This window comes from Pseudomonas sp. KnCO4 (assembly GCF_045344305.1).
In the GTDB taxonomy this organism is placed as follows: domain Bacteria; phylum Pseudomonadota; class Gammaproteobacteria; order Pseudomonadales; family Pseudomonadaceae; genus Aquipseudomonas; species Aquipseudomonas anuradhapurensis.
This window is the reverse complement of record NZ_CP174199.1, coordinates 2,337,154-2,361,706: the sequence shown is the minus strand read 5'-3', so window position 1 is coordinate 2,361,706 and position 24,553 is coordinate 2,337,154. Positions and strand designations below refer to the sequence as shown.

The following is a 24,553-nucleotide window of genomic DNA, read 5'->3' as shown; positions in this document are numbered from 1 at the left end:
CGACTGCATCGGCCGCAAGCCCTGTGCAGTAGCTGTGCGAGCTGGCTTGCCGCGATGGGCGGCGCAGCAGCCCCCGGCCACGGTGCGATGCGCACACCGCGGCTGGGGACTCGGCCATTACCAGGTCAACACCGCCCCCACCGCGAAGGTATCGGTGTCTTCGTCCTGCGCACTGGTTTCATGCCCATCGATGGAAAACTGGTTGTACTCGGCAACCAGCTTGAGGTTGTCATTGATGTCGTGGAACAGCGCGATGCCACGGGTTTCGTAATCCGCACCACTGTCGACCGCGCCGTTGCCATCGTCCTTGGTCTTGCCATAGGACAGCGCCACGCGGTTCTTGCCGAACTTGTACGAGCCCTGCAGCAGGTAGCCGTCACTGTCGACATTGCGCAGGGTCGGTTCGCCAGCGTTATTGGTGAAGAACGGGTTGATGCCCTTGGCCTGGAACCCCGAACCGGTCAGCGACAGCCCGCCCATCTTCGCCTGCACGCCATAGCCGACACCTTTGGAGGTGACCGACTGCACCGCCGGGTCGGTGTTGTCGGAGGTCTGGTAGCTGCCGTTGAGCCAACTGTAGATCTGCGCCCCGCCCAGGTCGAACTGGTAGGTGATCTCGCTTTCGGTGCGCGGGTTTTCCTGGTAGGCCTTGCCGGTCGGGCTGCTGTCGTTGGTGTCCACCGGGTCCATGATGCCGACTGCCACCCGCAGGCCGTCCATCACCGGGGTGCGGTAGGTGATCTGCGAGGTGGGGAACGGGTATGGGTAGCCGCTGCCGATGTTGCCGAACGATACCCCGCCGCCGTCCACCAGGCCCAGGGTATCGCTGACCTGGCCATAACCGGCCAGCAGTTCGTCGAGCAGGATGTTGGAGCGGGCGAACAGGCCGAAGTCCTTGCCGATCAGCACCTCGCCCCATTCCGGGTTGGCCACGGTACCGTAGAACTGGCGCACGTCGATGGCAGTGTCGGTGCCGTTGGTTTCGCTGTCGTTGATGGTCACCCAGAACGAGGCGCGCGCGCCGAGCTTGAGGTCATCCACCTGCTTGCCCATGTTGAAGCCCAGGTAGTTGGGCAGGAAGCCCATCTTCACCCGCGACTGGCGGCGGTCGTACTGCTCACCCTCGCGATCGACATCGCTGTTGACGTAGAAGGCGTTGATATAGCCGTCGGTGGAAAACGTCGTCTGGTCCTTGTCGTACAGCATGATCTCGGCCTCGGCGACACTGCTCAGGCAAAGGCTCGACAGGCTGACGGTGACAGCCGCCAGCAAACGGGGGGACAGGTTCTTATTGTTGTACATGGCGCGCTCCGAAACGGGGACGGGATGTCGGAGGCGATTATCAGAAGCGGGCAAAGGGCCAGAAACGCTGCTTTGGAGCGGGCTGGCGGGTGCTTTGGGCCGGCGTGTGGGGCGTGAGCATTCGGGCCCGCTACCGGGTTGGGCCGGGAGGCGAGACTTAGGGTTTAGGCATTAATGGCAGGCAGGTAGCGATACAAAAAGCCCGGCTTCGACCTGACGCCGTACCTGTGAGAGCGGCTTCAGCCGCGATCACCGGCACAGCCGGTGCCAGCCACCGCGTCGACCGCTTCACAAGCCGAGCGCAATCGCCTGGTTTCAGGAAACCAGCGCTTGTGAACCTAGCCGCACCGGCCTCTCATAGCGGTGCGGTTGCTGCCAGGCCAGCTGGGCCTGTACATCGACAGCCGCGTCCTTGACCTTCTGCGCCCACTGTTCATCCTGCGGGCACACCACCAGCACACGGAAACCGTGGTCGACACCTTCCAGCCGCACCCCCTCGGAATCATCCACATGCAGATCGATGTCGAAAGCCGAGGGCAGCTTCGAAGGTGCATGGCCCAGCCCGTTCCTGGCCAGGGCATGCTGGTGGCGGTCACTGTTGACCACGCCGTCGACGCGGATGCCGTAGAGCATCAGCCAACGGCGAATGTACGACGGCGTGCGCCCCGACGAGGTGTAGATCCAGATGCTGCAGCCCTGGCGGCGCAGGTCGCGGATCAGCGCGCGCGTGCCACTGCGCAGGGGTTCGCCCAACCAGCGGTGGACAAAGGCCGGCAGCTTGCTGTGTTCGGCGGCGGCGTGGTCTGCCTGGCAGGCGAGCGTGTCGTCGATGTCGAACGAAATGCGCACCTTTGGCCGGTTGAATCGGCGCTCGACGGCCTGCCAGCCACGCTGCAGCAGTGAAGCCCCGTGCATCAGCGGCACCTCTCGCAGGCAGGCACAGGCATGCCGCCCAGGAAGAACTGGCCCGGTTCAGGCGCCTTCGCTTCGAGGAAGGCGGCGTACTTCTTCTTGATCTTGGGTAATTCGTACAAGGCCTTGACACCGTGTTTGGCGGAATTGCGGATGACCGAGGATGGGTTGAAGTAGCCCTCGGCGTTGTCCAGCGACAGCACGAAGGGCGGCAGCCCGGCGCGCATCAGCAGGTAGCTGACGATCAGCGACCCGGTGCGGTTGTTGCCTTCGATGAACAGCTGCGGCTTGCTGAGGATGCGCACATAGACACCGGCGGCCCGCTTCCAGATCGAGTCACTGCGGTAGGCCCAGTACCAGTTGTACAAATCCTTGATGCCGCCTTCGACGTTGTTGAAAAAGCGCGCCTCGGTCGCGGCAAGATGCGCGGCGAACTCCAGGCGGCGGGCCGGATCGCTGCCGCACAGCACGGTGGCATTGATCTCCAGCATCAGGTTCAACTGCTGCAGGTCGAAAAGGTCGATGCCACGTGCGACATAGTCATCAACCAGGGCATAGCCCTCGACCACATTCAGCAGCACCTCGTCGGTGAACGGGTCGCGCGGTTCGGTGAATCGCTCGCTGAGTTCGGCAAAACGGGCCTGCACCTCACGCAGTGCGCGCTCTACCGCTGACAGATCAAGACGACGCTTCGCTGGCATTGGAAACCCCGGGTAACACTTCAACGGAAGACGACGCGACCAGGGCTCAACTGAACTTGCCGCTGATGTAGTCGGCGGTCAGTTGCTCGCGCGGGTTCTGGAAGATCTGCGTGGTCGGGCCCATTTCCACCAGGTAGCCGGTGCGGGTGCCCTGGGAAATGTCCACCGAAAAGAACGCGGTTTCATCAGCCACACGAATCGCCTGCTGCATGTTGTGGGTGACCAGCGCGATGGTGTAGTCCTTTTTCAGTTCCACCATCAGTTCTTCCACCCGGCGGGTGGCGATGGGGTCGAGCGCCGAACACGGCTCGTCCAGCAGCAGCACTTCCGGCTCGGTCGCGATGGCGCGGGCGATGCACAGGCGTTGCTGCTGGCCGCCGGACAGCGACAGGCCGCTGACCTTGAGCTTGTCCTTTACTTCGTCCCACAACGCAGCGCCCTGCAGGGCATGCTTGACGCGGTCGCCGATGTCGCCCTTGTAGCGGTTCAGGCGCAGGCCGAAGGCGACGTTGTCGAAGATGCTCATCGAGAACGGGTTGGGCTGCTGGAACACCATGCCGATGTAGCGGCGCACCACGACCGGGTCGACCCCCTTGCCATAGACATCCTGGCCGAGGAAATGCACGTGGCCTTCGAAGCGGAAGCCCTTGACCAGGTCGTTCATGCGGTTGAGGCTGCGCAGCACGGTACTCTTGCCGCAGCCGGACGGGCCGATGAAGCCGGTGATCTGGTTCTTGCGGATCGGTACGTGGCTGTCGCGCACGGCCATGAAATTGCCGTAGAAGATCTTGTCCAGCTTGCAGTCCATGACGATGGGGGCTTCGCTGACCACGGGAGCGGCTTTTTGCGCAGTGGATACGTTCAAGGTCGAATGCTCCCTTTCTCAGTACTTGGGCTTGCCGAAAACTCGGCTCAGAATGTTGATTACCAGCACGATCATCACCAGTACCAGCGAGGCCGCCCAGGCGAGCTCGAGCTGGTTGTCGAATGGCATGCCGGAGAAGTTGTAGATCAGCACGGCCAGCGAGGCCGTCGGGTTCATTACCGCCAGGTCGCCGTCATGCAGGATCCAGTAGTTGCTGAACAACGCGGTGAACAACAGCGGCGCCGTTTCGCCAGCGGCACGCGCCACGGCCAGCATGACGCCGGTGAGGATCGCTGGCAGGCCGGTGGGCAGGACGATTTTCCAGATCACCTGGGCCCGGGTGCAGCCCATGCCATAGGCGGCATCCTTCATGATCTTGGGCACCATCTTCATCGACTCTTCCGCAGTCAGCACGACGATGGGCAGCATCAGTACCGCCAGGGCCACGCCGCCTGCCGGCGCCGAGTAGGTCCCGGTGGTCATCACCACCAGGGCGTAGGCGAACACCCCGGCCAGGATCGATGGCAGGCCGGTGAGCATCCTGGCGGCAAAGCGCGCAGCATTGGCCAGCTTGCTGTCCGGGCCGAGTTCAGCCAGGAACACCGCGGCCAGAATACCGACCGGCACGGCGATGGCTGCAGCAATACCGACCATGACGAAGGTGCCGACCATGGCATTGCCGAAGCCCCCGCCCATCTCGAAGCCGGTGGGCGGCAGCTCGGTGAACACCTCCAGGTTGAGGCGGGCACCACCGCGGGTGATCAGCATGTACAGCACCGAAACCAGCGGCACACTGGCCACCAGCGCCGCGCACCAGGCCAGCGTGGTCAGCACCAGGCTGCGCAGGGAACGGCCTTCCAGCTTGCGCTGCAGGCTGGGCAGCGCCTTGGTCGGGGTGGTCAGGTCGGTCATCATTTGTTACCCCGCTGCGCGTAGAGCATGATCATCGAGCCGAGTACGTTCACCAGCAGGGTGATGAACATCAGTACCAGCGCGGCGTACATCAGTACCTCGACCTCGTTCGGGCCGGCCTCCGGGAAGTTCAGCGCCAGCAGCGCGGCCAGGGTATTGGCCGGGGCGAACAGGGACACGGAAATGTTGTTGGCATTGCCCACCAGCATGGCCAGGGCCATGGTTTCGCCCAGTGCCCGGCCCAGGCCGAGCACCAGCGAACCGAAGATGCCGGTGGCCGCGGACGGCACCATGACCTTGAGGATCGCCTCCCAGTGGGTGGCGCCCAGGCCGTAGGCCGCCTGCTTGGTTTTCATCGGCACGCTGGTCAGCGCATCCTGCGAAACGGCGGCGATGGTCGGCAGAATCATGATGGCCAGCACCAGCGCGGCAGGCAGGAGCCCAGGCCCGCTCAGGGAGGTGCCAAAGAACGGAATCCAGCCCAGTTCGCTGTTCAGCCAGGTGGTCAGCGGGCGGATGGCCGGGATCACCACGTAGATGCCCCACAGGCCGTAGACGACGCTGGGGATGGCGGCGAGCAACTCGACAATGGTGCGGAAGACTGCCGCCAGCTTGGCCGGCAGGAAGTCCTGGGTGAGGAAAATGGCCATGCTGACGCCGAAGAAACCGGCGATCAATAGGGCGATTAGGGCGCTGTACAGCGTGCCCCAGATTGCCGGCAGAATACCGTACTTGCCTTGGTTGACGTCCCAGACGCTGCCGAACAACACATCGAAGCCGTGCTTCTCGATGCCTGGCAGGGCCTTGCGGCCCACTTCGTAGACCAGCGCGAAGACCAGTGCCAGGACCAGCACCACACCGATGCGTGCCAGCGCACGGAAGGTGCGATCCACCAGGAAGTCTTTCGCAGACGGCGGTTGGCATGCGGAGTGGGGGTTATCCGGGATGGCGAAAGGTGAGTTCATGGGCAAGTTCCGGGACAGGGGGCAAACACCCCCGGCATGGCCACAGGACCGCACCGGGAGCGCCCGAGGGCATTACTGGATGTTGGCGGATGCTTTGCGAACCTGGTCGACCACCGATTGCGGCAGCGGGATGTAGCCCATCGAATCGGCAACCTTCTGCCCTTCGGTCAGGCTGTACTCGACCATGTCGCGCATGGCCTTGGCCTTGGCCGGGTTGCCGTTGTCCTTGCGGAAGATCATCCAGGTGTACGAGGTGATCGGGTAGGACTTGGCACCGTCCGGGTCAGGCAGCCAGGCCACCAGGTTTTCCGGCATGTTCACCGCAGCCAGCGCCTCGGCACCGCTTTCGGCGTTCGGTACCACGTATTGGCCGGCCTTGTTCTGCAGCTGGGCGAAGTCGACCTTGGCCAGCTTGGCGAAGCCGTATTCGATGTAGCCGATGGCACCTGGGGTCTGGCGCACGGTGGCGGTTACCCCGTCGTTCTTCGGCGACTTGATGAACTTGTCGCTGGCAGGCCAGTTGACGGTGTTGCCCTCGCCCAGCGCTTGCTTGAAGTCAGCGTTGATTGCCGACAGGTGCTTGGTGAAGACCGCCGTGGTACCGCTGGAGTCGGCACGCACGACCACGGTGATCGGGGTGGCTGGCAGCTTCAGGTCGGGGTTGGCCGCGACGATCTGCGGGTCGTTCCACTGGGTGATCTTGCCGAGGAAGATGTTCGAGTAGACGTCGCGCGGCAGCTTCAGCCCTTTCGGGTTGCCCGGCAGGTTGTACGCCAGGACGATTTCACCGGCGGTCATTGGCAGCAACTGCACGCCCTCGCCGACCTTGGCGATCTCTTCAGCCTTCATGGCCGAGTCGCTGGCGGCAAAATCGACAGTCTTGTTCAGAAAATCCTGAACACCCGCCCCGCTCCCCTTGGACTGGTAATCAACGGTGACGCCGTCGGTTTCCTTGCTGAAGGCCTTGAACCAGGTCAGGTAGATCGGTGCAGGGAAGCTGGCGCCAGACCCGGTCAGGCGTACGTTCTCTGCAGCGAAGGCGGCCGAAGTGGCGCAGACAGAAACGGCAACGGCAAGTGCAGCAGACTTCATCAGGCGTATCATCGAAAAGCGCTCCGTGTGATGGCCGGCACACTTTGCAGCAGCAATGTTACAGCTTTGTGACCGATGAATGGCATGCCGCGGGATAGAGCCGCCCGGCCGCGCCATCACGGCGCACCCCGGCTCTCGGAGGCGACGACGCATGTGAAAGCGTCTGGCCCAAGGTTAACGGCCTGACATGTCGATTGCATGACCCCGCGAATGGCCCTGGCGCCCGTCCGTCGCCAGCGCGGCACCCGTGCCCCGGTTACCGGCCGAACAGTGAGTGACCCACTGGAAAAGGAGATTCACCATGCAACCGACAACACTTCGATCACTGCTGCTAGCCCTGTGCCTGGGCAGCGGCGCGCCCCTGGCGCTGGCTGCCACCGACGTCATCGACCAACCCGCCCCGGGCAGCCAGCCCCACGATAATGGCCACATGAACGGCCAAGGGGGAGCGAGCGGCTCGGGCACCCCGGCGGACGGCATGGGTACGGGCGGCACGGATGACAATGGCACCGACAGCACCGGCGGCGATGGCACCACCGAGGGTTCGGGTAGCGGTAGCGGCACGGGTACCGGTTCGGGCAGTGGCAGCGGGAACGGAGGCGGCAGCAGCGGTTCGGGTGGCGCGGGTGGCGCGGGCGGCAGTGGCGCAGGCTCGGGAAGCTGAGGCACGGGTTACCTGGCGTGACGACACCTTCCGACGCTGGCTCGGCGCAGGTGCGCCTGCATAGCACCGACATCCCCGCCCGCCTCGACCGGCTACCCTGGACGCGTTTTCATACGCTGCTGGTGCTGGCGCTGGGTATCACCTGGCTGCTCGATGGCCTTGAAGTCACCTTGGCTGGTTCGCTGTCGGGCGCCTTCAAGGACAGCCCGGCCCTGGCCATGAGCACCACCGACATCGGCCTGGCCGGCGCAGCCTACGTCGCCGGCGCGGTGTCCGGCGCGTTGTGGTTCGGTTGGTTGACCGACCGCCTGGGGCGACGCAGGCTGTTCTTCATCACCTTGTGCCTGTACATCGGCGCCACGGCGGCCACGGCATTTTCCTGGAACCTGTGGAGTTTCCTGGTGTTTCGTTTCCTCACGGGCGCCGGCATCGGTGGCGAGTACACCGCGATCAACTCGACCATCCAGGAATTTACCCCGGCGCGTTACCGCGGCTGGGTCGACCTGACCATCAACGGCACCTTCTGGATCGGCGCGGCGCTGGGCGCGGTGGGTGCGGTGGTGCTGCTCGACCCGGCCGTGGCAGGTGGCGAGCTGGGCTGGCGCCTGTGCTTTGGCATTGGCGCTGGGCTCGGCCTGGTCATCCTGCTGATGCGCCTGTGGATACCGGAAAGCCCGCGCTGGCTGATGATTCACAACCAGGCGGAGGAAGCCGAACGCATCGTTGCCGGCATCGAACGCCATTACCGGCAACGCGGCATTGCCCTACCGCCGTTGCAGGGACCTGCACTGCGCTTGCGCGGGCGTGACCATACGCCGCTGCGCGAAGTCTTCCACAGCCTGTTCATCCTGCATCGGCGCCGGGCGCTGGTAGGCCTGACCTTGCTCACCGCCCAGGCCTTCTTCTATAACGCGATCTTCTTCACCTACGCGTTGGTACTCACCGACTTCTATGGCGTGCCGTCGGCACAGGTGGGCTGGTACGTGTTGCCCTTCGCCCTGGGCAACTTCTGCGGGCCATTGCTGCTCGGCCGGCTGTTCGACCTGGTAGGCCGGCGCATCATGATCAGCCTGACCTATCTGGTGTCCGGCCTGTTGTTGGCGGTCAGCGGTTACCTGTTCCAGCAACAGCTGCTCGATGTGCTGCAGCAGACCCTGGCCTGGATGGTGATTTTCTTCTTCGCCTCGGCTGCGGCCAGCTCAGCCTACCTGACGGTGGCAGAAACCTTCCCGCTGGAAATCCGCGCCCTGGCCATTGCTGTGTTCTATGCCTTTGGCACAGGCCTCGGCGGCCTCATCGGCCCCACCCTGTTCGGTGCGCTGATCGCATCGGGTGAGCGCCTGAACGTGCTGTATGGCTACCTGCTCGGCGCGGCGCTGATGGTCATCGCCGCGCTCACCCAGGCGGTGTGGGGCGTGGCAGCCGAGCGCCGCCCGCTCGAGCACGTGGCCAGGCCGCTGTCGCAGGTCAGCGACACCTGACCCAAGCCGGCCGGGCCAGGGCACCGCTCGTCCATTGCCCGGCACTCTGCGCTTGCACAGGGTTCAACCGTGCAAGCCCACAGCAGGAGAGAAGACCATGCCACGCGGCGACAAGGACAAATACACCGACAAGCAGAAGCGCAAGGCCGAACATATAGAGGAAAGCTACGAACACAAAGGCGTGCCCAAGGATGAAGCCGAAGCCCGTGCCTGGGCCACGGTCAACAAACAATCCGGTGGTGGCGAGAAGAAAGGCGGCTCCGGTAGCAAGACCTCTTCTGCCGAGAAGAAAACCGCGCGCGCGGATTCGGCCAAACGCGCCGCCCAGTCACGTCAGGGCCATTCGCGCAGCTCGGGCGCTTCACTGCAAACCCAGACCAAGCAAAGCCTGATGAAGGAAGCGCGCAGCAAGGACATCAAGGGGCGCTCCAGCATGACCAAGGCCCAGTTGGTGGAAGCGCTGCGCAAGCACGCTTGAGGCATATCGAGACAGGGGGCGGCGGCCAGCGTGCCGCCGCGCTCAACACTTGGCGCGCAAGCCGTTAGCGGCCCCAGTGTCGGCGGGCTTCAGTGGAACATCCAGCGTGGCTCAGCCCATGGCACCCAGGCCATTGCCAGCGATCGGCGTGGCATCGGCATCGGGGCAACGGTTGCGGCATTCACATTCGAATTCAGCTTGCGCACGCGTCGGCAGGTTCAGGCTCAGGCGAACCTTGTCTTGCGTGTCGTAGAGGTCGTAACCCTCCCCTAGGGCGGCGGGAAAGCCAAGCCGGCGAGGATAGGTCTCTTTCTTGATGGGCACAGCGGGAACCACAACGAAGCGCGTCTGCATGATCATCCCCCTTCGGCAACACCTTAGTATTAGTATGGCTATGTGAAAGCATCAAGCTGGCTCATGCAAAAAATTGCCAGGCGCAGTGCTGAAACCCTGTGCCGCACTCCTTTGATGTAAATCAAGCCGCCCAGCGGGGTTCGCGCGACGATGGCTGCACGCACGGCTTTGGACAAGGAGCCCCACATGAGCCCGCTGAAACACCTACTGGTAGCCACCGACCTGTCGCCCTCTGCCCGCAACGCGGCGGAGCGCGCGGCATACCTGAGCAAGGCGCACCAGGCGCCAGTGGACCTGCTGTACGTTGCCAACCCGGCCCCCTTCGAGCGCCTGAAGCAGCTGGCTGCACCGGATGACGGCCTGTTGAAGCGCGTGCTGGATACCGCTGGCGAGAAAATCCGCGCATTGGCCGCGATGCTGTTCCAGCGCTACGACATTGCTGCCGGTGTGGAAGTCGCCACTGGCTCGGTCACCGCCGAGATCACCCGCGTGGTGCAGGACAAACGCAGCGACCTGCTGGTTTGCGGAGCAAAGGGCCAAAGCCTGGCACGCCGCCTGCTGCTGGGCTCGACGGTACAGAAAATGCTCGATCGCATGCCCTGCCCCGTGCTGGTGGTCAAGCAGGCACCGCGCGATACCTATCGCACCTTGCTGGTGCCGGTGGATTTTTCCCCGGCGTCGCTGCGCAGCCTTGAACTGGCCAGAACCATCGCGCCGCAGGCCGAGATCGTTTTGCTGCATGTGTACCAGGCCCCCTTCGAAAGCAGCATGCGCTTCACCAGCATCGACCACGACACCCTCAAGCACTATCGCAATGTCATCCGCCAGGATGCCCAGCAGCAACTCGCGGCCTTGAGCGCACTTGCCGGGCTGCCCGAAGCCCGGCAGATCGTGCTGCACGGCGACCCGGCGTGGCGCATTGCCGAACAGCAACAGGCGCTGGAATGCGACCTGATCGTGGTCGGTAAACAGGGGCAAGGCGCACTGGAAGAACTGCTGATCGGCAGCGTCACCCAGCAGGTGCTGAACGAGGCCCAATGTGATGTACTGGTCGCGCCGTAACCTGCCGTGAGGTGGAGGACTGCCGTCCTCCATTACAGCGGGCGGTAGCCTGCTGCTTTATACCCCAGGCCAACAACCGGTGCTGCGCGCAAGGCGTTGCATCGATCGCATTGATGATTACTATCGAGCGACGCGCCTGTTGGCCTGGCAAAACCGCCCCGTACAATCGCTTTCAGATTCTTCCCCGCTCCTAGCGCCTGCTACAGGCGACCCTCTTCCTTCCGGAATCCAAGACCATGGAAAATTCCAGCCAGGCTCCTCGTGGCCTGCCCGAACATGCGCAACAAAGTGTCAAACAACAGTGGCTGGCGATTCTCTCGGTCGCCGTCGGCGCCTTCGCGCTGGTGACCAGCGAGTTTCTGCCGGTGGGTGTACTCAACGATGTAGCCAGCGACCTTGGCATCAGTGCCGGCCACGCCGGCCTGATGGTGACCCTGCCCGGCATCATGGCCGCCCTTGCCGCGCCGTTGCTGTCGGTGGGCATTGGCGCCCTGGACCGTCGCTACCTGCTGATCGGCCTGACGCTGATCATGATCATCGCCAACGCCGTGGTGGCCTATGCCAGCGACTTCAGCCTGCTGCTGTTCGGGCGCGTGCTACTGGGCATCAGTATCGGTGGCTTCTGGGCGACCGCCATCGCCCTCAGCGGCCGCCTGGCCCCCAAGGGCGTGGGCGTGGCCCAGGCCACCTCGATCATCATGGTCGGGGTAACCCTGGCCACCGTGCTGGGCGTGCCGGTAGGCACCTGGCTGAGTGGCCTGATGGGCTGGCGCATGACCTTCCTGATCACCGCGCTGCTGGGTGTCCCCGTGCTGCTGGCGCAGGTACTGTTGCTGCCCCGGCTCAACCCGGACAAGGCCATCCGTATCAGCGACCTGCCGGCCCTGTTCATCAACCCACTGGCGCGCGTCGGCCTGATCGCCGTCCTGCTGATCGGCCTGGCGCACTTTGCCGCGTACACCTATGTGGCGCCATTCTTCAAGCAGAGCTCCGGCTTCGATGGGCCGACCATTGGCTCGTTGCTGTTGCTGTATGGCGTGGCCGGGGTAATCGGCAATCTGTTTGCCGGTTTTGCGGCCAACCGCAGCGTGCGCCATACCCTGCTGCTGGTCGCGGTGATGATCGGCACCAGTACCGCGCTGTTTCCGCACTTCGCCACCGGCCTCAGCGGTGCCGCGATGCTGATCGGGCTGTGGGGCTTCGCCTTCGGTGCATTCCCGGCCTGCGCGAGCATTTGGATGTTCGTGGTCGCGCCGAAGGATGTCGAACGTGGCATGCCGCTGTTCGTTGCCATGTTCCAGGTGATCATTGCGCTGGGCTCGTTCTTCGGCGGGCGCATCGTCGACCAGCTGGGCAGCGCGGTGCTGTTGAGCCTGGCCACGGCGCTGGTCGGCTGTGGCTTCGCCACGGTGCTGGTGCTGGGGCGTAATGTCAGCAACAGCCTGGCGGCGCAACCCGGCTGAGGGCCATCAGCGATAGCCGTGTGCCAGGTTCCACTGCTCGAACGCCTGCGCCATCCGTTGCCGGGTCGGCAGGTCGGCGGGTAGCAAATGTTCGATTCGCAGTGACTCCACGGTAATGTCCAGTGGCATGCCGAAGGTGGTGAAGGTAGAGACGAAACTCAACTCACCATTTGCCGTGCACACACGTGTCAGCAGCATCGGGCTGGTAACCGTTGCCGGCATGGCATTACCCGGAGGCGGAAGGCTGCTCAGGCGCTTGGCAAGGGCCGGATTGCAGGCCGACTCCCGGGCCGCACGGTGCCAGGCAGCGGCACGGACCTCCTGCGCATTTGCCAAGCGGTCACCCAGGCCCCCGGGGCTGAGCAGCGTCTCCAGCAAGTTGAGGCCTGCAGCCGAATCCTGCGGTATGCCCGCCATGGCCAACAGCAGGCCGGTGCTGACATTGGCAGCTGTGATGTCCCAGTTGTTGTCGAGGACGATGGCAGGCACCGGATTGTTCGCCTGCAGGATCTGCTCGATAGCCGCGTGAACTACATCCAGGGCGGGCGATTCGAGCGGCGTTGCGGCGTAGCGAGGGGCATAGCCAGCAGCGAGAAACACTTCGTTGCAGTACTCCAGCGATGCCCCCAGGGCCGAAAGCACGGCGTGCAAGGTACCGGGGCTCGCTCTGGCGCGCCCAGTTTCGACACAGCTGAGGTGGCGTTGGGAAACGCCGGCCATGAGCGCAAGGTCCAGCTGACTGAGCCCCGCCTGACGGCGCAGGTTGCGCACATGCTGGCCCGCCGTCGTAGTTGGGGTGATGGTCTTCTGGTAGTACCGCAAGCGATCCATGCTTTACCTCCGATTAATCCTTGTGTCCTGTGTCATGACCTCACAGGTCATTGAGCGTAAAGCAGCCTGTCCGTACTGTGCCAGCAAACCCTACCAAGGACAGGACCATGGCAGTTCGCCTGTTTGCGCTGGTTTCTTTGCCGCTTTTTTCGCTGTTTCCCTATCCCACCATTGACCGGAGGCGCCAGGGATGACCAGTGCATTGACGGTCTATGCATCATGCGTGGTGGTGCTGTTCCTGAAGATGTTTGCGGTGTCCTGCTACCAGGGCCTGTTCCGGTTACGTCACAAGGCATTCACCAATGCAGAGGATGCCGCTGTGTTCAAGCGGGCAGCTCGGGGCCAGGAGCTGGCGCAAGTCATCCGAGGCAGCCGGGCATGGGCGAACGACCTGGAAAACATTCCGGCGTTCTTCGCGCTCGGTGGGCTGGCCATTGCCCTGAATGCCCCTGCACCCGTGACGGCCAGTCTGAGCATTGTGTTTACCGTCGCCAGAGTACTGCACACCCTGGCCTACCTGAAGGGCATCCAGCCTTGGCGAACGGTCTGCTACGGTGTCGGCATCTTCTGTTTGCTGGGGCTCAGCGCATCGCTCATGAAGACCCTGCTATCGCCGTGATCGAGCCGGCCAGGTGTCAACTGTTTAACGGCCTCAGCGATCAGCCATGGCGAAATGCTGCTGCAGGAAGCCACTGACCAGTGAGGCAATATGCAACTGGATCTGCGTCCGCGGGCGGGCGCTATTACCCTCTCGGCAAATAACGCCGTCCCCAGCCGCGTCCTCTTCAAGCAACGCCACCGCACCTGGTTTGCACGGCGACAGGAAGCTGAAGTGGCTGGCGTCCGCGATCTCGACATAACGGCTGGTCGCCGCAGGCAGGCGCTTGGCCAGGTCGGCAGACTCCAACTGCGCCGGGAGGTCTGCCGAAGGCGCACCCGCCGCAATCACCAGCGCCGGCACCGGCAGTGCCGCCAGGCTTTCATCGCTCAGGCCCCGTGACAAGCCAAGATCCAGGGTAACGATGGCGGTGACACGGTCGTCGCGCAGATCGCCGCCCAGGCGTGCCTGCGATACCGGGTCGCGGTCGGGATTGATCTGTTTGTAAACGCTGCAACTGGACAACTGCGGATGGGTGACGCAGTCCTGGGCAAAGCGCGTGGCATCGAACCGGGCACCGGCGATTTCCAGCGCAGTCCAGCCTCCCAGGGAATGGCCGACCACCGCGACCTGCCCTTTCGCCACCCGTCCAACCTGGCCCGCCCGGGCCATCACCGCATCAATGGCCCGGCGCAGGTCGATGGGGCGCTGCCACAACTGTGCCGCGGCCGCAGGGCCGCGATCGCGGGTGGTGGTGCCGGGGTGGTTGACCGCCGCCACGATGAAGCCTTGGTGGGCCAGTGCACTGGCCAGCCACGACTGGTTGCCCCAGTTTCCGCGAAAGCCGTGGGAAAGCACCACCAGCGGGTATGTGCCTGCAGCTGGAGGTGCGTCGTGCACGGCGAGGTCACCGATGAACACTGCGGTATCAGCGACCAGTTGGGGGGCGGCAGTGGTCGTACTCGGGTACCAGATGACCAGCTCCAACGGGCGGGTATTTTGCTCGCCCGATAATGTCGAGGCTTGGAAGCCGATGGTCTTGTAGCCAGCGAATGCCGGTAGCTGCAGGCTGATGAAGAGCAGCAGGCCGAGGACTGTTTTCATTGTTTTTGTCTTCCTTGACGGGGTTCAGTGTCGAGAGGATGCGAACCGTGCGCAGGCACCATACCAGCCATGCTGGCGGCACACCCATACATTTGCGCAGCGGGGTTGCGATGAGCGCATTCAGCCGAGCTGTGACAGACACTCTGGATACCGGGTCGTTCAGCATGGCTGTCTGTTACGAAAGGATGCGATAAATGAAATTTGCCGGAACATAGCCGTACATGGGCAACCACGGGATCGTGTTCAACGTCTCGCAGATCGCCCTTGCCGACAGTGAACGCGGGCGCTTGCGCGAGCTGCATTTCGGCGAAGCAAAGCGCGCCCATTTCCAGGTCAATGGCAAATTTGTAGAAAGGCGAAAGTAGACGCGTGTAGCCCATGCTGCAGCGCCCGCCGTCCGCACTTGACAGCGCGCCGCAATTTAATTGCAATAGCCGCCGTTTCAAGGACGATGCAAGGACCTGTCATGGCCAAGACGCCATACTCACCCCGGGGCGACTTGCTCCGCGCCCTGGTTTTCCTTCCCCTGGGCCTGTGCCTGCTCTATCTCACACTTTGGCTGGTTGACGACCGGCTGGGCTTTCTGGCTCAGGCGCAACGCGCCCAAGGCACTGTCAGCGCGCTGAACGCGGGCGGCAGCCATCCCCAGATCGACTTCACCGACGCCACCGGCAAGGTCATCAGCTACCCCGAAAGCGGTTTGATCTTCGGCTACGCGGTAGGCGACCAGGTGGGCGTGCTGTACCGCCCGGAAGCGCCCGCCGCCAGCGCGATCATCGATGACCGGGGCGCGCTATGGGGGGCGAGCCTGCTGGCCGGCCTGTTCGCTCTGGTTTTCACCTTTGGAGGCGGCTACCACTTGGCCGCGTGGATTCGCCGACGCCGAATGGCGCGGCCTGTATAAGGATGTTCAGATGCATATTCCTCTACCCGTCAGCGTCAGCGACTGGCGCTACAAGACCGCCAGCGGAGGCGGCTTGACCGTTGTCTTCGCCGCTGCTGCTGGCGGCGCGCTGACACTGACTGACCCGCAGGGGGTCGACCAACAGTTTCGCTACGGGTCGCTGGGTGTCGGTGTCGGCCTTGGCGCGCGCTTGCCGCGCTTTGGCAAGGTCAATTTGCATGTGCGTGGCAAGAGCGTCGGAGCGGCGGGCGCCAGCGAGGACTTCCCCGCCGTCGGCCGGGTGCTGGTGGCCGACTCGATCGCTGCCCGTGGCCTGGTCCGCGAGGACTTCGAAGGCCCTTGTGTGTTCATCGAAGGTGGGATCGGACTGGTGGGTGGCGCCAGCGGCTCGGCAATGCTGTTCGGCCTGGACGCCAAGCTGTTGGCGATGACGGCTGCTACGCTGACGCCGATTGGCAATCTGCTTCTGCCGCACGACAGTGCCGTGCGCCTGCTGCGCTCGGCCAAGGGCGTGATCATGTCTGCCGGACTCAACGTCGGGGTACAGGCGGGTGCTGGCGCGACGATTTCCCTTGGCGGGCTGTTCTAGGCGATTGCCGACGGACAGCTGTCCAAGCCAGCTGCCACAGGTACGGCGGCCACTGTAGAGCGGATTTATCCGCGAAGCAGGCGACACGGTGGATGGCACCGGCTTTGCCGGTGATCGCGGCTGAAGCCGCTCCTACAGGCACGCGTCAAGGGCATGCCTGTTCCCTCAGGGATCGTCCAAACCTTCAGATGTTTAACAACGCAGTTGCTCCTACAGCATTATCCCCCGCCTCCAGGACTGCGCTGTAGCTGTGGGAACCGCGCCTGCCGGCGATGGGCCGCGAAACGGCCCCGGCATTGCTTGAATCAACCGGCCAGCGCAAGCGCCCTGGGCACCCCGCCACGCGGCAAGTCTTCCAGGCCAACCACGCCCTTGGCCAAGTAGCGACTGCGCCATTTGAACACGACCGGTGCAGTGACGTTCATGCGCAAGCTGACCTCCTTCGGCGTCATGCCGCTGTCCAGCAGCAGCAGGATCGAGGCCCGGGTGACGCTCCGATAAGGCATCAACCCTGAGCGAGCGATCTTCTGCAGTTGCGCTCGGTCTTCGTCCGACAAAAGAAATTCGAGTGCCTTCCTGGCCATGCAGCCTCCTGGTTCACGTCCATAACTAGCCATGCAAAATGTTTCCTGGCAGTAAACTCAACAGCGTGCGGGCCGCCCACAGCAGGTACTGCCCGAGCAGCCCGGTAAACAACAAGCCAGCCACCAGCACTTGCAGGTACGGTTGCAGGCTTTCATGGCGCAACCGCCAGCGTTGCGCGCACAACGCCTGGATGCAGGTAGCCCCATCCAACGGACGTACTGGCAGCAGGTTGACCACGACCAGGAGCACGTTGAGCGAGGCGCTGGTGTCGAGAAACGCCAGCCAGGCGCCAGGCCCGGCAAGCGGGCGTAGCGCCAGGCAGGCCGAGGCCAGCAGCAGGTTGGCCAGCGGCCCGGCCAGCGCGGTGCATAGCAGGCCCAGACGGCTGCTGGCCAATGGCGAGCCAAACGGTACTGCCCTGCCCCAGCCAACCAATGCACCCGGCAGGTGCGCCAGCGTACTCAGGGTAAATGCCGCGCAGGGCACCAGTGCCGTACCCAGCCACGAGCAATGCCGCAGCGGATTGATCGATAGCCGTCCGTTGTCCCGCGCCAGGTGGTCACCGAACAACGTCGCCACCAGCGCATGGGCCGCTTCGTGCGCAGTCACCGCCAGCACCAGCGCCGGCCACAGCATGGCCAGGCTTTCGATCACCGCGGCCATGCTCACTCCGCCTGCCGCGACAGCGCAGCAGCCGACGGCTCGCTGACGCCCTGCCCGATCAGTGGCTCGATAGCCTTCAGGATGGGGCCGACGGCATGGCCGAAGTTGACCACGTACTGCTCACGCAAGTGGCGGATGTTGCGCGGGTAGCGGCTGTCCTCGAGCACCTGTGGCAGGTACTCGGTCAGGCGTGGAATCTGCTCCTCGCTCAGGCGCAGGCCGATGTCATCGAGCACGGTCAGTTCCCACGGATCGTACGGCAGGTCGCTGGCCTCGGTGCCTTCACGCACCGGCTCGATGCCGACGGTGATCACCGGGCGTTCGAACAGGAAGGCATAGTCGAAGATCACCCCCGAAATGTCCGAGACCATCACGTCGCTACGCGCCATGGCGCTGAACGGGGTCGAGGAGAAGTCCCATTGCAGCCGCGGGCCATTGGGGAACAACGCCTGCAACTCTTGGATCAGCTCGGGCTCGGAGACCATGCTCTGCGGATGCGGGCGGATGATCAGGTTGATGTCCTGGGCAGTCAGCGCGCTCAGCAACTTGCTGCCGTGCAGACGCAGCAGACCGTTGCGCCCCCAGGTCGGCGCCAGCAGCACGGTCCGGCCGGGGCTGACCAGTTCGGGGGTCTGGTTGCGCAACTGCTCGAGCAGATCGTCGTAGTACAGGCAGCCACCCATGATCAGGTCCTTGGCCGGTAACCCACGCAATTGCTCCAGGTAGCGCAGCGTGCGCTCCTGGTGCGGGCCGTTGATCACCACCGAGTCGAAGTAGTCGAACGAGTAAGGCCGGTTGAACGCCTTGTCGGTCGGTGCGTGGACCAGATGCATGTAGTGGCGCACCCGTTTCGAGCGCTTGAACTGCATGACGTCCAGCCCCGGGGTGGTGCAGATGCACAGGTCGGCGCGCAAGCGCGCCAGCAATGCCCAAGCCTTGTGCCCACTGCCGATGTAGCAGCCGGTTACCTCGCTCCACGCCTGCAGCCCCGGGTCTTCGCTGTCGGAACTCAGGTACAAGGTCCTGATCCTGGCCTTGGCCAGGGCTGCCAGCAGCGGCCGGAACGTGCCGTAGTACTGCCGGCCTTCGGAATAGATGACCACCGGCCAGGCTTCCTGCACGCTACGCTCGGCGGTGGCGGCAACCCCCTTGCCGCCACCGCCGAAGCGATAGTAAAGGCCCTTGACCGAATAGAACGCGGTGGTGACCACGCCGGCTATGAGCGAGAACAGCAGGCTGCCGGTGCCCGGGTCGAGGTACAGGCCGATGTAGGGAACAGTGACCGCATGGTCCAGCAACCCGGTCATTGCACCTTGCTCCAGTTACCCGGCACCGAGACGTCGTCCTTGACCTGATAGGTACTGAGGATCTTGTAGGAGTCGGCGTTCTGCCCCTGGGGCTGCCACGGGGTTTCATACAGCTGAACCGGCTCGGTGAGCGGCTGGTTGCTGATGTGCTTGCCGGTGGCACGGTCCACGCAGCCGCCGATCACTTCGCAAACGATACCGGGCACGCTGGCATTGGAGATGAATTCGCGGCTCTCCCGTGGCGCCCCGGTGGCCGCGAACGGCTTGATCATCAGCAGGTTCTGGAACTGCGAGTACAATTCCTGCCGCTCGGCATCCGCCATGTCCTTGAGCAGTGGATTGCGCGATGGCCAGCCATGGTCGGACACCAGCACGAACATGGTGTTGTCGTAGATGCCCTGCTGCTTGAACCAGTCCAGGTAACGGGTCACGCCATTCATCGCGCAGTAGAAGGTGTCATAGATTTCCACCGTGTCCTGGCTGTGCAATTGCTCCAGTTCCTGGACCGAGGTGCCCAACTGCTTGTTCGGCACGCAGCTCTCGTCGAGCTTGAGCACTGCACGGGTGATGTTGTTGGCCATGAAGGTGAAGGTCGGCCCCGGTGCGTTGGTGTCCGAAAGGCCCGGCAGCGCCAGCAGCGAGAAATAGTTCTCGAGGAACTTGTCCTCGCGCTTCCACCAGGAGAGCGAGGCGCCCTGCCAGTCGCCACCGTCGTACACCTGCCCCTTGAGGCTGTTGGGCGCCGCCTTGTACAGCGAAATCGCCAGGTACTGCTTGAGCACGCCCCAAAGGTATTCGGTGTGCTTGGTCGACATGTGCGCGTTGGTCTGCTGACGGCCGACCGTGTCGATGACGTGGATGCAGTCACCGGCGCCGCGGGCAACGAACTTGTTGCAGTCGCCACGGCGGGCGAAGCCGTACCAGAACGGATCGACGTAGCGCACCCCGTAGCCCTTGGCGGCGAAGTTGTCCGGATAGAGCATGTAGGCCTGGTCGACCTTCTCTTCCAGGCTGTTTCCCGGGTGTTTGTTGATGTTGGCGGCGGTGTAGTCGAAACCACCGAACACCGCCGGCAGGGCATTGAAGGTACGGTTGCCGGTGGACACCACGTTGGAGTACCAGGTGAAACCGCTCAGGCGCTCTGCCGCCGCCGCGTCATGCGCCAGCAGACGAGGAATGTAACCGGCCATGGAACCGTCGATCATCAGCACGACGATGTTCTTCTCGGTCTTGGAGTACGAGATGGTCTGCTTGCCATCGTTGGCCGGCAGTGGAATCGCCGCGATCTTCGACGCCAGGGTCACACCGCTGAACAGTGCGTAAGCACCGCAGATCAGCACGAACAGGGTCAGCGCCTTGCCGACCTGCTCGGCAAACCGGCGCACCAGCAGCCAGGCGGCCCACAGCGCCGCGCCGGCCACTACCACGTCGAGCAGCAGCCGTTGGCTGGAAAACGCCATGGCACGGGGCTCGGAGAACTTGAAGTTGTCGATCATCCCGGCGTCCAGCGGCAACAGGAAGCTGTAGACGCCGGCCACGATCAACAGCCACAGGCCGAGCACGCACAGCAGCTCGAGCAGCGCGCGCGGAGCGAACTTGCCGAGCAGCGCCAACAACGCCAGATAGGCGCCCAGGATCACCGCATGGGTGGTCGCGTACAGGCGCAGGTAGCCTTCGAGGCCGGTGGCGTCATCCTCGAAGCTGGTCAGCGCCAGCGGCACTGCCAGTACCAGCAACAGGTACAGAGCGAGGTACGACAGCACGAACAATTTGAGCGGTTTGTCCGCCTTGGCCGCCGCGCTGGCCGGCAGGGCAAGCGCGGGGCTGGTCGAATTAGGCATTGGAAGTCCTTCGAAGGGTCGAGCTGGAACGGGCCACTCGATACACCAGGTTCTTGATCAGAGAAAAAAGGTTGTTGCAGGTCCAGTACAGGACCAGCCCGGCGGGCGACGGATACAGCAGCACGAAGAACAGCATCGCCACGATCCAGGTCTGCAGACGTTCCTGGGAAGACAGGTCACGGCTGTAGACATGGGCCGCCATCAGGTTGATCACGGTCATGACGATGGGCAGCAGGTTGACCCCGCCAAGCAGGCCATCGGCTGCGCCGAGGTTGGCGATACCCATGAAGTGCTCGTACTGCAGCGGCGGGTAGGCACTGAGCAGGCCATAGGCTGCGATGAACACCGGCACCTGGATCAGCAGCGGTACCAGACCGCGCAAGGCGAACACTGGGTGGTAATGGTGCAGGCGGTACAGGGCGGCAATCATCATGTGCCGCTCCTGGCCGGTGAAGCAGCGCTTGAACTCCTCCAGCTTGGCCTGCATCGCCGCCCGTGCCGCACGTTCGCGGCCCTGCACCGTCTCGGCAAAGTGGTAGGCCGGCAGCAGCACCAGGTTGAACACCAGGCTCAGCATCAGGATCGCCAGGCCGAAGTCGTGGGTGCGCTGATAGCTGGTCTCCAGCACCCACTGGAAACAGTGGGCGATCGGCAGGATCAGCCAGTCGTGCAGAACAGCGAACATGCATCACCTCAGGCGTGGGCCAGCGCCGCGGCGCTGAACAGATCGTTGGCGATATCCAGGTCTTCGGCGGTGTCAACTTCGAACCACTTCTCCTGGCCGACCAGCAGCGCGTCGATGCGGTAACCACTGTCGATCAGGCTGTCCATGGCGTACTCCAGAGGTGCCTTGACGCCCTTTTCGGCTACCGTCTGGCGGATGTGGCGCTGCAGCAGCCCCGCCCCGGCATGGGTCATCGCGGTAATGTTCACGGTCTTGTACGAGGCCTGCAGAGGGAACCCGGCATCGCGCACGGACTCATGCTTCCAGGCACTCACCCGGCCACCCTCGACCAGCGCGAAAGTACCGCTCAGCTCGCTCGACCACGGTGCCAGCACGGTGGCGAAGGCTTCCTCGTCGAGCCCTTGCAGCGAAGCCAGGGCACGGGTGACCAGCGCATCCTCCACCACCACATCGCCCTCGAACACCACCACATCGTGGCCCTCCGGCACCGCTTCGAGGCACAGGCTCAACGAGTGCACCGAACCTGAACGGGCATAGATCGGGTTGGTCACGAAGATGCTGTTGAGCTGTGGGTGGTTGCTGCGGATGTAGCTTTCGAGCACATCGCTGAGGTAGCCGACACCGACGATGACGTTGCTGACCTGGTGCGCCTGCAACTGCTCCAGCAGGCGGCTGATGATGGTCTTGCCGGCCACCTCGACCAGGCACTTGTTCTTCGCCAGGGTCTGGTCTTCCAGGCGCGAGCCAAGGCCAGCCGCCAGGATGATCACCGAAACAGGGGTTTCCTTACTCATTAGCCGATGCTCCTCAATTGAACCGGGCGAAGAATTCACGTAGACGTTGCATACCCGTGGCCACATCAGCGTCGCTCACGGCGTAGGAAATGCGGATACCGCTCGGGTCGCCGAAGCCGGCGCCAGACACCACTGCCACCTTGGCCTCGGCGAGGATCAGCTCGACCAGTTCGTCGGTGCTGCGCACCTGTTTGTCGCCATAACTCCGGCCAATGAACCACTGGATATCGGCGAACACATAGAACGCCCCCATCGCCGGCGCTACACGCAGGTGCTCGATACCGGCCAAGGCCTCGTGGATGACCTGCAGGCGCGCGTCAAGAATCGCATTGGCGGTGGCAATGAAGTCTGCCGAGTCGTCGAGTGCCCGGGACACCGCCACCTGTGCCACCACGTTGGGGTTCGAGGTGGTGTGGCCCTGGAGGTTTTCCATGGCCTTGATCACCGGCTCCGGTGCACTGACGTAGCCCAGCCGCCAGCCGGTCAGCGCCATGCTCTTGGAGAACGAATTGACGATGACCGTGCGTTCCTTCAGCTCGGGCATCAGCGTGACGATGCTGTGATGCTCGCCGCCGTTGCGGATCAGCCGTGAATAGCATTCGTCGAAGATGATCCAGAGGTCGTGCTGGATGGCCAGTTCACCGATGCGTCGCAGGGCTTCGCTGTCGTAGACCGCGCCAGTCGGATTGTTCGGCGTGTTGATCAGAATCGCCCGGGTCTGTGGGGTGATGGCGGCAGCGACACGCTCGGCAGTCAGCTGGTAGCCCTCCGGCCGAGTGTCGACCAGCACCGGCTTGCCACCCGCCAGCTCGATCTGGGTCGGGAAGGTTACCCAGTAAGGGATCGGAATGATCACCTCGTCGCCCGGGTTGATCAGCACCATCGCCGCATTGTAGAGCGCCTGCTTGGCGCCTGCGGTCATCCCGACCTCGTTCCAGGCGTAAGCCACGCCCAGTTGCTCGCTGACATGCGCGGCCAGCTGTTGGCGGATCTTCTTCTCGCCGAGGGCGGGCGTGTAGGTGTTGCATTTACCCTTGATCGCCTCGATGGCCGCCTGCTTGAGGCTATCGAGGGTATCGAAGTCGAGTTCGCCAGCGGCAAAGTTGATCACCGACTCGCCACGCTCCTTGAGTTCGTTGGCGATGCCGCGCATGCGCGAAGTGCTCGGCGCAACGACCAGGTCATTGCGCAAGGCCAGAGTTGGACTGGTCATTATTTGGTACCCGGAATGAGTTCGAGGATTTCCTTGATCGACAGGCAGCGAGGCTCGACTTCAAGCGTACGCCCGGACAACAGAATATTGTCGGCCACCTGTTTCATGGCCATATAGGCAGAGCGCAACATATGATTGGCATAAATGACGATATTGAACCCTTCTGCTTCGAGCGCCTCGAACGGAATACTCGAATAACTGGTCGGCACACACACCAGCGGTACAGTTGGGTGACGCTCGCGGAACGTCCGGGCAAAGGCAAAGATTTCGTCCGGCGTTTCCTGGCGGCTATGAATCATTATCCCATCGGCACCCGCTGCGACATAGGCATCGGCGCGGGTCAGTGCATCGTCAAGACCGGCATCGAGGATAAGGCTTTCAATGCGCGCAATGATCATGAAGTCACTGGAAATTTGCGCACGCTTGCCCATGCGAATCTTGTTGCAGAAGTCTTCGATAGTTTCCTGCTGCTGGAAGACTTCATTACCAAACAACGAGTTCTTCTTCAGGCCGGTCTTGTCTTCGATGATGACCGCCGACACCCCGAGGCGTTCGAGCGAACGGACGTCAAACGCAAAGTGTTCGGGCTTGCCACCGGTGTCGCCATCCATGATCAGCGGCTTGCTGGTAACTTCGAAGATATCATTGACATTGGCCAGCCGGTCCTTGATCGCCAGCACTTCGATATCCGGCTTGCCACGCGCGGTAGAGTCGGTCAACGAGCTGGACCAGAAACCGTCATACACCCGCAGTTGGCCATCGACCGTTTGCGAGGCATGTTCGGCAAGAATCGCGGATATCGGGTTATGGGCCTCGAGAAAACGCAGGCAACGTTTATCGCTCAGTAAGTTCCTGAGTGAGGCTGCGCGGCGATCTGCAGAAATAAACTTGAAGGCTGCTTGAGTGCTCATTATTTTCCCCCGGCAAAAGTTGGCCATTACACCGAACATGAACATTCGGTGCCCCTATGTATTGACCTCTATTGTTATCGCGCAGCAGACGACACACCCGACAAGTCGGGAAGTCCTGTTCGTCAACTGCGATGTCCACCAGGCACAGCTGGCGGCCACCTTAAAAAAGCATAGCCACAGGGCAAAAGCAACAAATTATTACAGCCTTATTAACAGGCGATGAATCAGCGGAAACAAACTATGCGCCACCCCACGCACGATTCGTTTACTTATTATT

The 24,553-nt window shown here is 63.1% G+C and carries 27 protein-coding genes; 8 read left to right on the top strand and 19 right to left on the bottom strand.

Annotation, left to right across the window (positions count from 1 at the left end):
• Window positions 1–117: 117 nt before the first annotated feature.
• The 7 genes from ACJA3S_RS11110 to pstS form a co-directional block, all read right to left on the bottom strand.
• A complete protein-coding gene (locus tag ACJA3S_RS11110; protein ID WP_170029533.1) occupies window positions 118–1,302 on the bottom strand; it encodes a porin in 1,185 nt (394 codons plus the stop codon).
• A gap of 315 nt (window positions 1,303–1,617) precedes the next feature.
• Window positions 1,618–2,217, bottom strand: a complete 600-nt coding sequence (locus tag ACJA3S_RS11105; protein ID WP_406821868.1) for a hypothetical protein — start codon at window positions 2,215–2,217, stop codon at window positions 1,618–1,620.
• Window positions 2,217–2,915 carry a hypothetical protein gene (locus ACJA3S_RS11100; protein ID WP_406821867.1) on the bottom strand — a complete coding sequence of 233 codons (699 nt, stop codon included), beginning with the start codon at window positions 2,913–2,915 and terminating at the stop codon, window positions 2,217–2,219. The genes ACJA3S_RS11105 and ACJA3S_RS11100 overlap by 1 nt, the downstream gene beginning before the upstream one ends.
• A 46-nt stretch (window positions 2,916–2,961) precedes the next feature.
• A complete protein-coding gene (pstB, locus tag ACJA3S_RS11095) occupies window positions 2,962–3,723 on the bottom strand; it encodes a phosphate ABC transporter ATP-binding protein PstB (RefSeq protein WP_217858976.1) in 762 nt (253 codons plus the stop codon).
• Window positions 3,724–3,798: 75 nt separating this feature from the next.
• Window positions 3,799–4,692 carry a phosphate ABC transporter permease PstA gene (pstA, locus tag ACJA3S_RS11090; RefSeq protein ID WP_186676964.1) on the bottom strand — a complete coding sequence of 298 codons (894 nt, stop codon included), beginning with the start codon at window positions 4,690–4,692 and terminating at the stop codon, window positions 3,799–3,801.
• Complete coding sequence (gene pstC / locus ACJA3S_RS11085) at window positions 4,692–5,657, bottom strand: phosphate ABC transporter permease subunit PstC (protein ID WP_289131239.1); 966 nt, start codon at window positions 5,655–5,657, stop codon at window positions 4,692–4,694. Before pstC ends, pstA begins: the two co-directional genes overlap by 1 nt.
• Window positions 5,658–5,729: 72 nt before the next feature.
• Complete coding sequence (gene pstS, locus ACJA3S_RS11080) at window positions 5,730–6,761, bottom strand: phosphate ABC transporter substrate-binding protein PstS (protein ID WP_406821866.1); 1,032 nt, start codon at window positions 6,759–6,761, stop codon at window positions 5,730–5,732.
• A gap of 289 nt (window positions 6,762–7,050) precedes the next feature.
• Between pstS and ACJA3S_RS11075 the strand changes: the two genes are divergently transcribed.
• From ACJA3S_RS11075 to ACJA3S_RS11065, 3 genes are all read left to right on the top strand, one after another.
• Window positions 7,051–7,413 (top strand): hypothetical protein, encoded by a 363-nt coding sequence (locus ACJA3S_RS11075; protein WP_406821865.1) that lies wholly within the window; start codon window positions 7,051–7,053, stop codon window positions 7,411–7,413.
• 17 nt (window positions 7,414–7,430) lie between these two features.
• On the top strand, window positions 7,431–8,894 hold the full coding sequence (locus tag ACJA3S_RS11070; protein ID WP_406821864.1) for an MFS transporter: 1,464 nt from the start codon (window positions 7,431–7,433) through the stop codon (window positions 8,892–8,894).
• A gap of 97 nt (window positions 8,895–8,991) precedes the next feature.
• Window positions 8,992–9,372, top strand: coding sequence for a termination factor Rho (locus tag ACJA3S_RS11065; RefSeq protein ID WP_406821863.1), 381 nt, complete (start codon window positions 8,992–8,994; stop codon window positions 9,370–9,372).
• 111 nt (window positions 9,373–9,483) lie between these two features.
• Here ACJA3S_RS11065 and ACJA3S_RS11060 read toward each other — a convergent pair whose 3' ends face one another.
• Window positions 9,484–9,732 carry a hypothetical protein gene (locus ACJA3S_RS11060; protein ID WP_406821862.1) on the bottom strand — a complete coding sequence of 83 codons (249 nt, stop codon included), beginning with the start codon at window positions 9,730–9,732 and terminating at the stop codon, window positions 9,484–9,486.
• Between the two features lie 180 nt (window positions 9,733–9,912).
• Between ACJA3S_RS11060 and ACJA3S_RS11055 the strand changes: the two genes are divergently transcribed.
• Window positions 9,913–10,788, top strand: coding sequence for a universal stress protein (locus ACJA3S_RS11055; protein WP_406821861.1), 876 nt, complete (start codon window positions 9,913–9,915; stop codon window positions 10,786–10,788).
• Between the two features lie 236 nt (window positions 10,789–11,024).
• A complete protein-coding gene (locus ACJA3S_RS11050) occupies window positions 11,025–12,251 on the top strand; it encodes an MFS transporter (protein WP_170029521.1) in 1,227 nt (408 codons plus the stop codon).
• Window positions 12,252–12,257: 6 nt separating this feature from the next.
• Here the strand turns inward: ACJA3S_RS11050 and ACJA3S_RS11045 are convergent, their stop codons facing one another.
• Window positions 12,258–13,082, bottom strand: a complete 825-nt coding sequence (locus ACJA3S_RS11045; RefSeq protein ID WP_406821860.1) for a helix-turn-helix domain-containing protein — start codon at window positions 13,080–13,082, stop codon at window positions 12,258–12,260.
• Window positions 13,083–13,272: 190 nt separating this feature from the next.
• On the opposite strand from ACJA3S_RS11045, the gene ACJA3S_RS11040 reads away from it, so the two are divergent.
• The gene (locus ACJA3S_RS11040; RefSeq protein WP_406821859.1) at window positions 13,273–13,701 is read left to right on the top strand and encodes an MAPEG family protein; all 429 of its coding nucleotides are present in this window, start codon (window positions 13,273–13,275) and stop codon (window positions 13,699–13,701) included.
• Between the two features lie 33 nt (window positions 13,702–13,734).
• Here the strand turns inward: ACJA3S_RS11040 and ACJA3S_RS11035 are convergent, their stop codons facing one another.
• Together ACJA3S_RS11035 and ACJA3S_RS11030 are read right to left on the bottom strand one after the other, a co-directional pair.
• Window positions 13,735–14,784: an alpha/beta hydrolase family protein gene (locus ACJA3S_RS11035; protein WP_406821858.1), complete on the bottom strand. Its 1,050-nt coding sequence runs from the start codon at window positions 14,782–14,784 to the stop codon at window positions 13,735–13,737.
• Window positions 14,781–15,164 carry a hypothetical protein gene (locus ACJA3S_RS11030; RefSeq protein ID WP_406821857.1) on the bottom strand — a complete coding sequence of 128 codons (384 nt, stop codon included), beginning with the start codon at window positions 15,162–15,164 and terminating at the stop codon, window positions 14,781–14,783. The genes ACJA3S_RS11035 and ACJA3S_RS11030 overlap by 4 nt, the downstream gene beginning before the upstream one ends.
• 86 nt (window positions 15,165–15,250) lie before the next feature.
• Here ACJA3S_RS11030 and ACJA3S_RS11025 point away from each other — a divergent pair, with 86 nt between their 5' ends.
• Together ACJA3S_RS11025 and ACJA3S_RS11020 are read left to right on the top strand one after the other, a co-directional pair.
• On the top strand, window positions 15,251–15,688 hold the full coding sequence (locus ACJA3S_RS11025; RefSeq protein ID WP_406821856.1) for a DUF3592 domain-containing protein: 438 nt from the start codon (window positions 15,251–15,253) through the stop codon (window positions 15,686–15,688).
• A 10-nt stretch (window positions 15,689–15,698) separates the two neighbouring features.
• Window positions 15,699–16,277, top strand: a complete 579-nt coding sequence (locus ACJA3S_RS11020; RefSeq protein ID WP_406821855.1) for a hypothetical protein — start codon at window positions 15,699–15,701, stop codon at window positions 16,275–16,277.
• Window positions 16,278–16,582: 305 nt separating this feature from the next.
• Here ACJA3S_RS11020 and ACJA3S_RS11015 read toward each other — a convergent pair whose 3' ends face one another.
• The 8 genes from ACJA3S_RS11015 to aepX are packed head-to-tail and all read right to left on the bottom strand — an operon-like array spanning window position 16,583 to window position 24,321.
• Window positions 16,583–16,861 (bottom strand): helix-turn-helix domain-containing protein, encoded by a 279-nt coding sequence (locus tag ACJA3S_RS11015; protein ID WP_186690663.1) that lies wholly within the window; start codon window positions 16,859–16,861, stop codon window positions 16,583–16,585.
• A gap of 25 nt (window positions 16,862–16,886) precedes the next feature.
• Window positions 16,887–17,525, bottom strand: a complete 639-nt coding sequence (locus ACJA3S_RS11010) for a site-2 protease family protein (protein ID WP_406821854.1) — start codon at window positions 17,523–17,525, stop codon at window positions 16,887–16,889.
• A gap of 2 nt (window positions 17,526–17,527) precedes the next feature.
• Window positions 17,528–18,832: a CDP-glycerol glycerophosphotransferase family protein gene (locus tag ACJA3S_RS11005; RefSeq protein ID WP_406821853.1), complete on the bottom strand. Its 1,305-nt coding sequence runs from the start codon at window positions 18,830–18,832 to the stop codon at window positions 17,528–17,530.
• The gene (locus tag ACJA3S_RS11000; RefSeq protein WP_406821852.1) at window positions 18,829–20,673 is read right to left on the bottom strand and encodes a sulfatase-like hydrolase/transferase; all 1,845 of its coding nucleotides are present in this window, start codon (window positions 20,671–20,673) and stop codon (window positions 18,829–18,831) included. Before ACJA3S_RS11000 ends, ACJA3S_RS11005 begins: the two co-directional genes overlap by 4 nt.
• Window positions 20,666–21,358: a YidC/Oxa1 family membrane protein insertase gene (locus ACJA3S_RS10995; protein WP_406821851.1), complete on the bottom strand. Its 693-nt coding sequence runs from the start codon at window positions 21,356–21,358 to the stop codon at window positions 20,666–20,668. Before ACJA3S_RS10995 ends, ACJA3S_RS11000 begins: the two co-directional genes overlap by 8 nt.
• Before the next feature lie 8 nt (window positions 21,359–21,366).
• Entirely contained in the window at window positions 21,367–22,152 is a 786-nt protein-coding gene (locus ACJA3S_RS10990; RefSeq protein WP_186690670.1) for an NTP transferase domain-containing protein, read from the bottom strand.
• A 13-nt stretch (window positions 22,153–22,165) separates the two neighbouring features.
• A complete protein-coding gene (locus ACJA3S_RS10985) occupies window positions 22,166–23,365 on the bottom strand; it encodes a pyridoxal phosphate-dependent aminotransferase (protein ID WP_406821850.1) in 1,200 nt (399 codons plus the stop codon).
• Window positions 23,365–24,321, bottom strand: coding sequence for a phosphoenolpyruvate mutase (gene aepX / locus ACJA3S_RS10980; RefSeq protein ID WP_406821849.1), 957 nt, complete (start codon window positions 24,319–24,321; stop codon window positions 23,365–23,367). The genes ACJA3S_RS10985 and aepX overlap by 1 nt, the downstream gene beginning before the upstream one ends.
• Window positions 24,322–24,553: the final 232 nt, after the last annotated feature.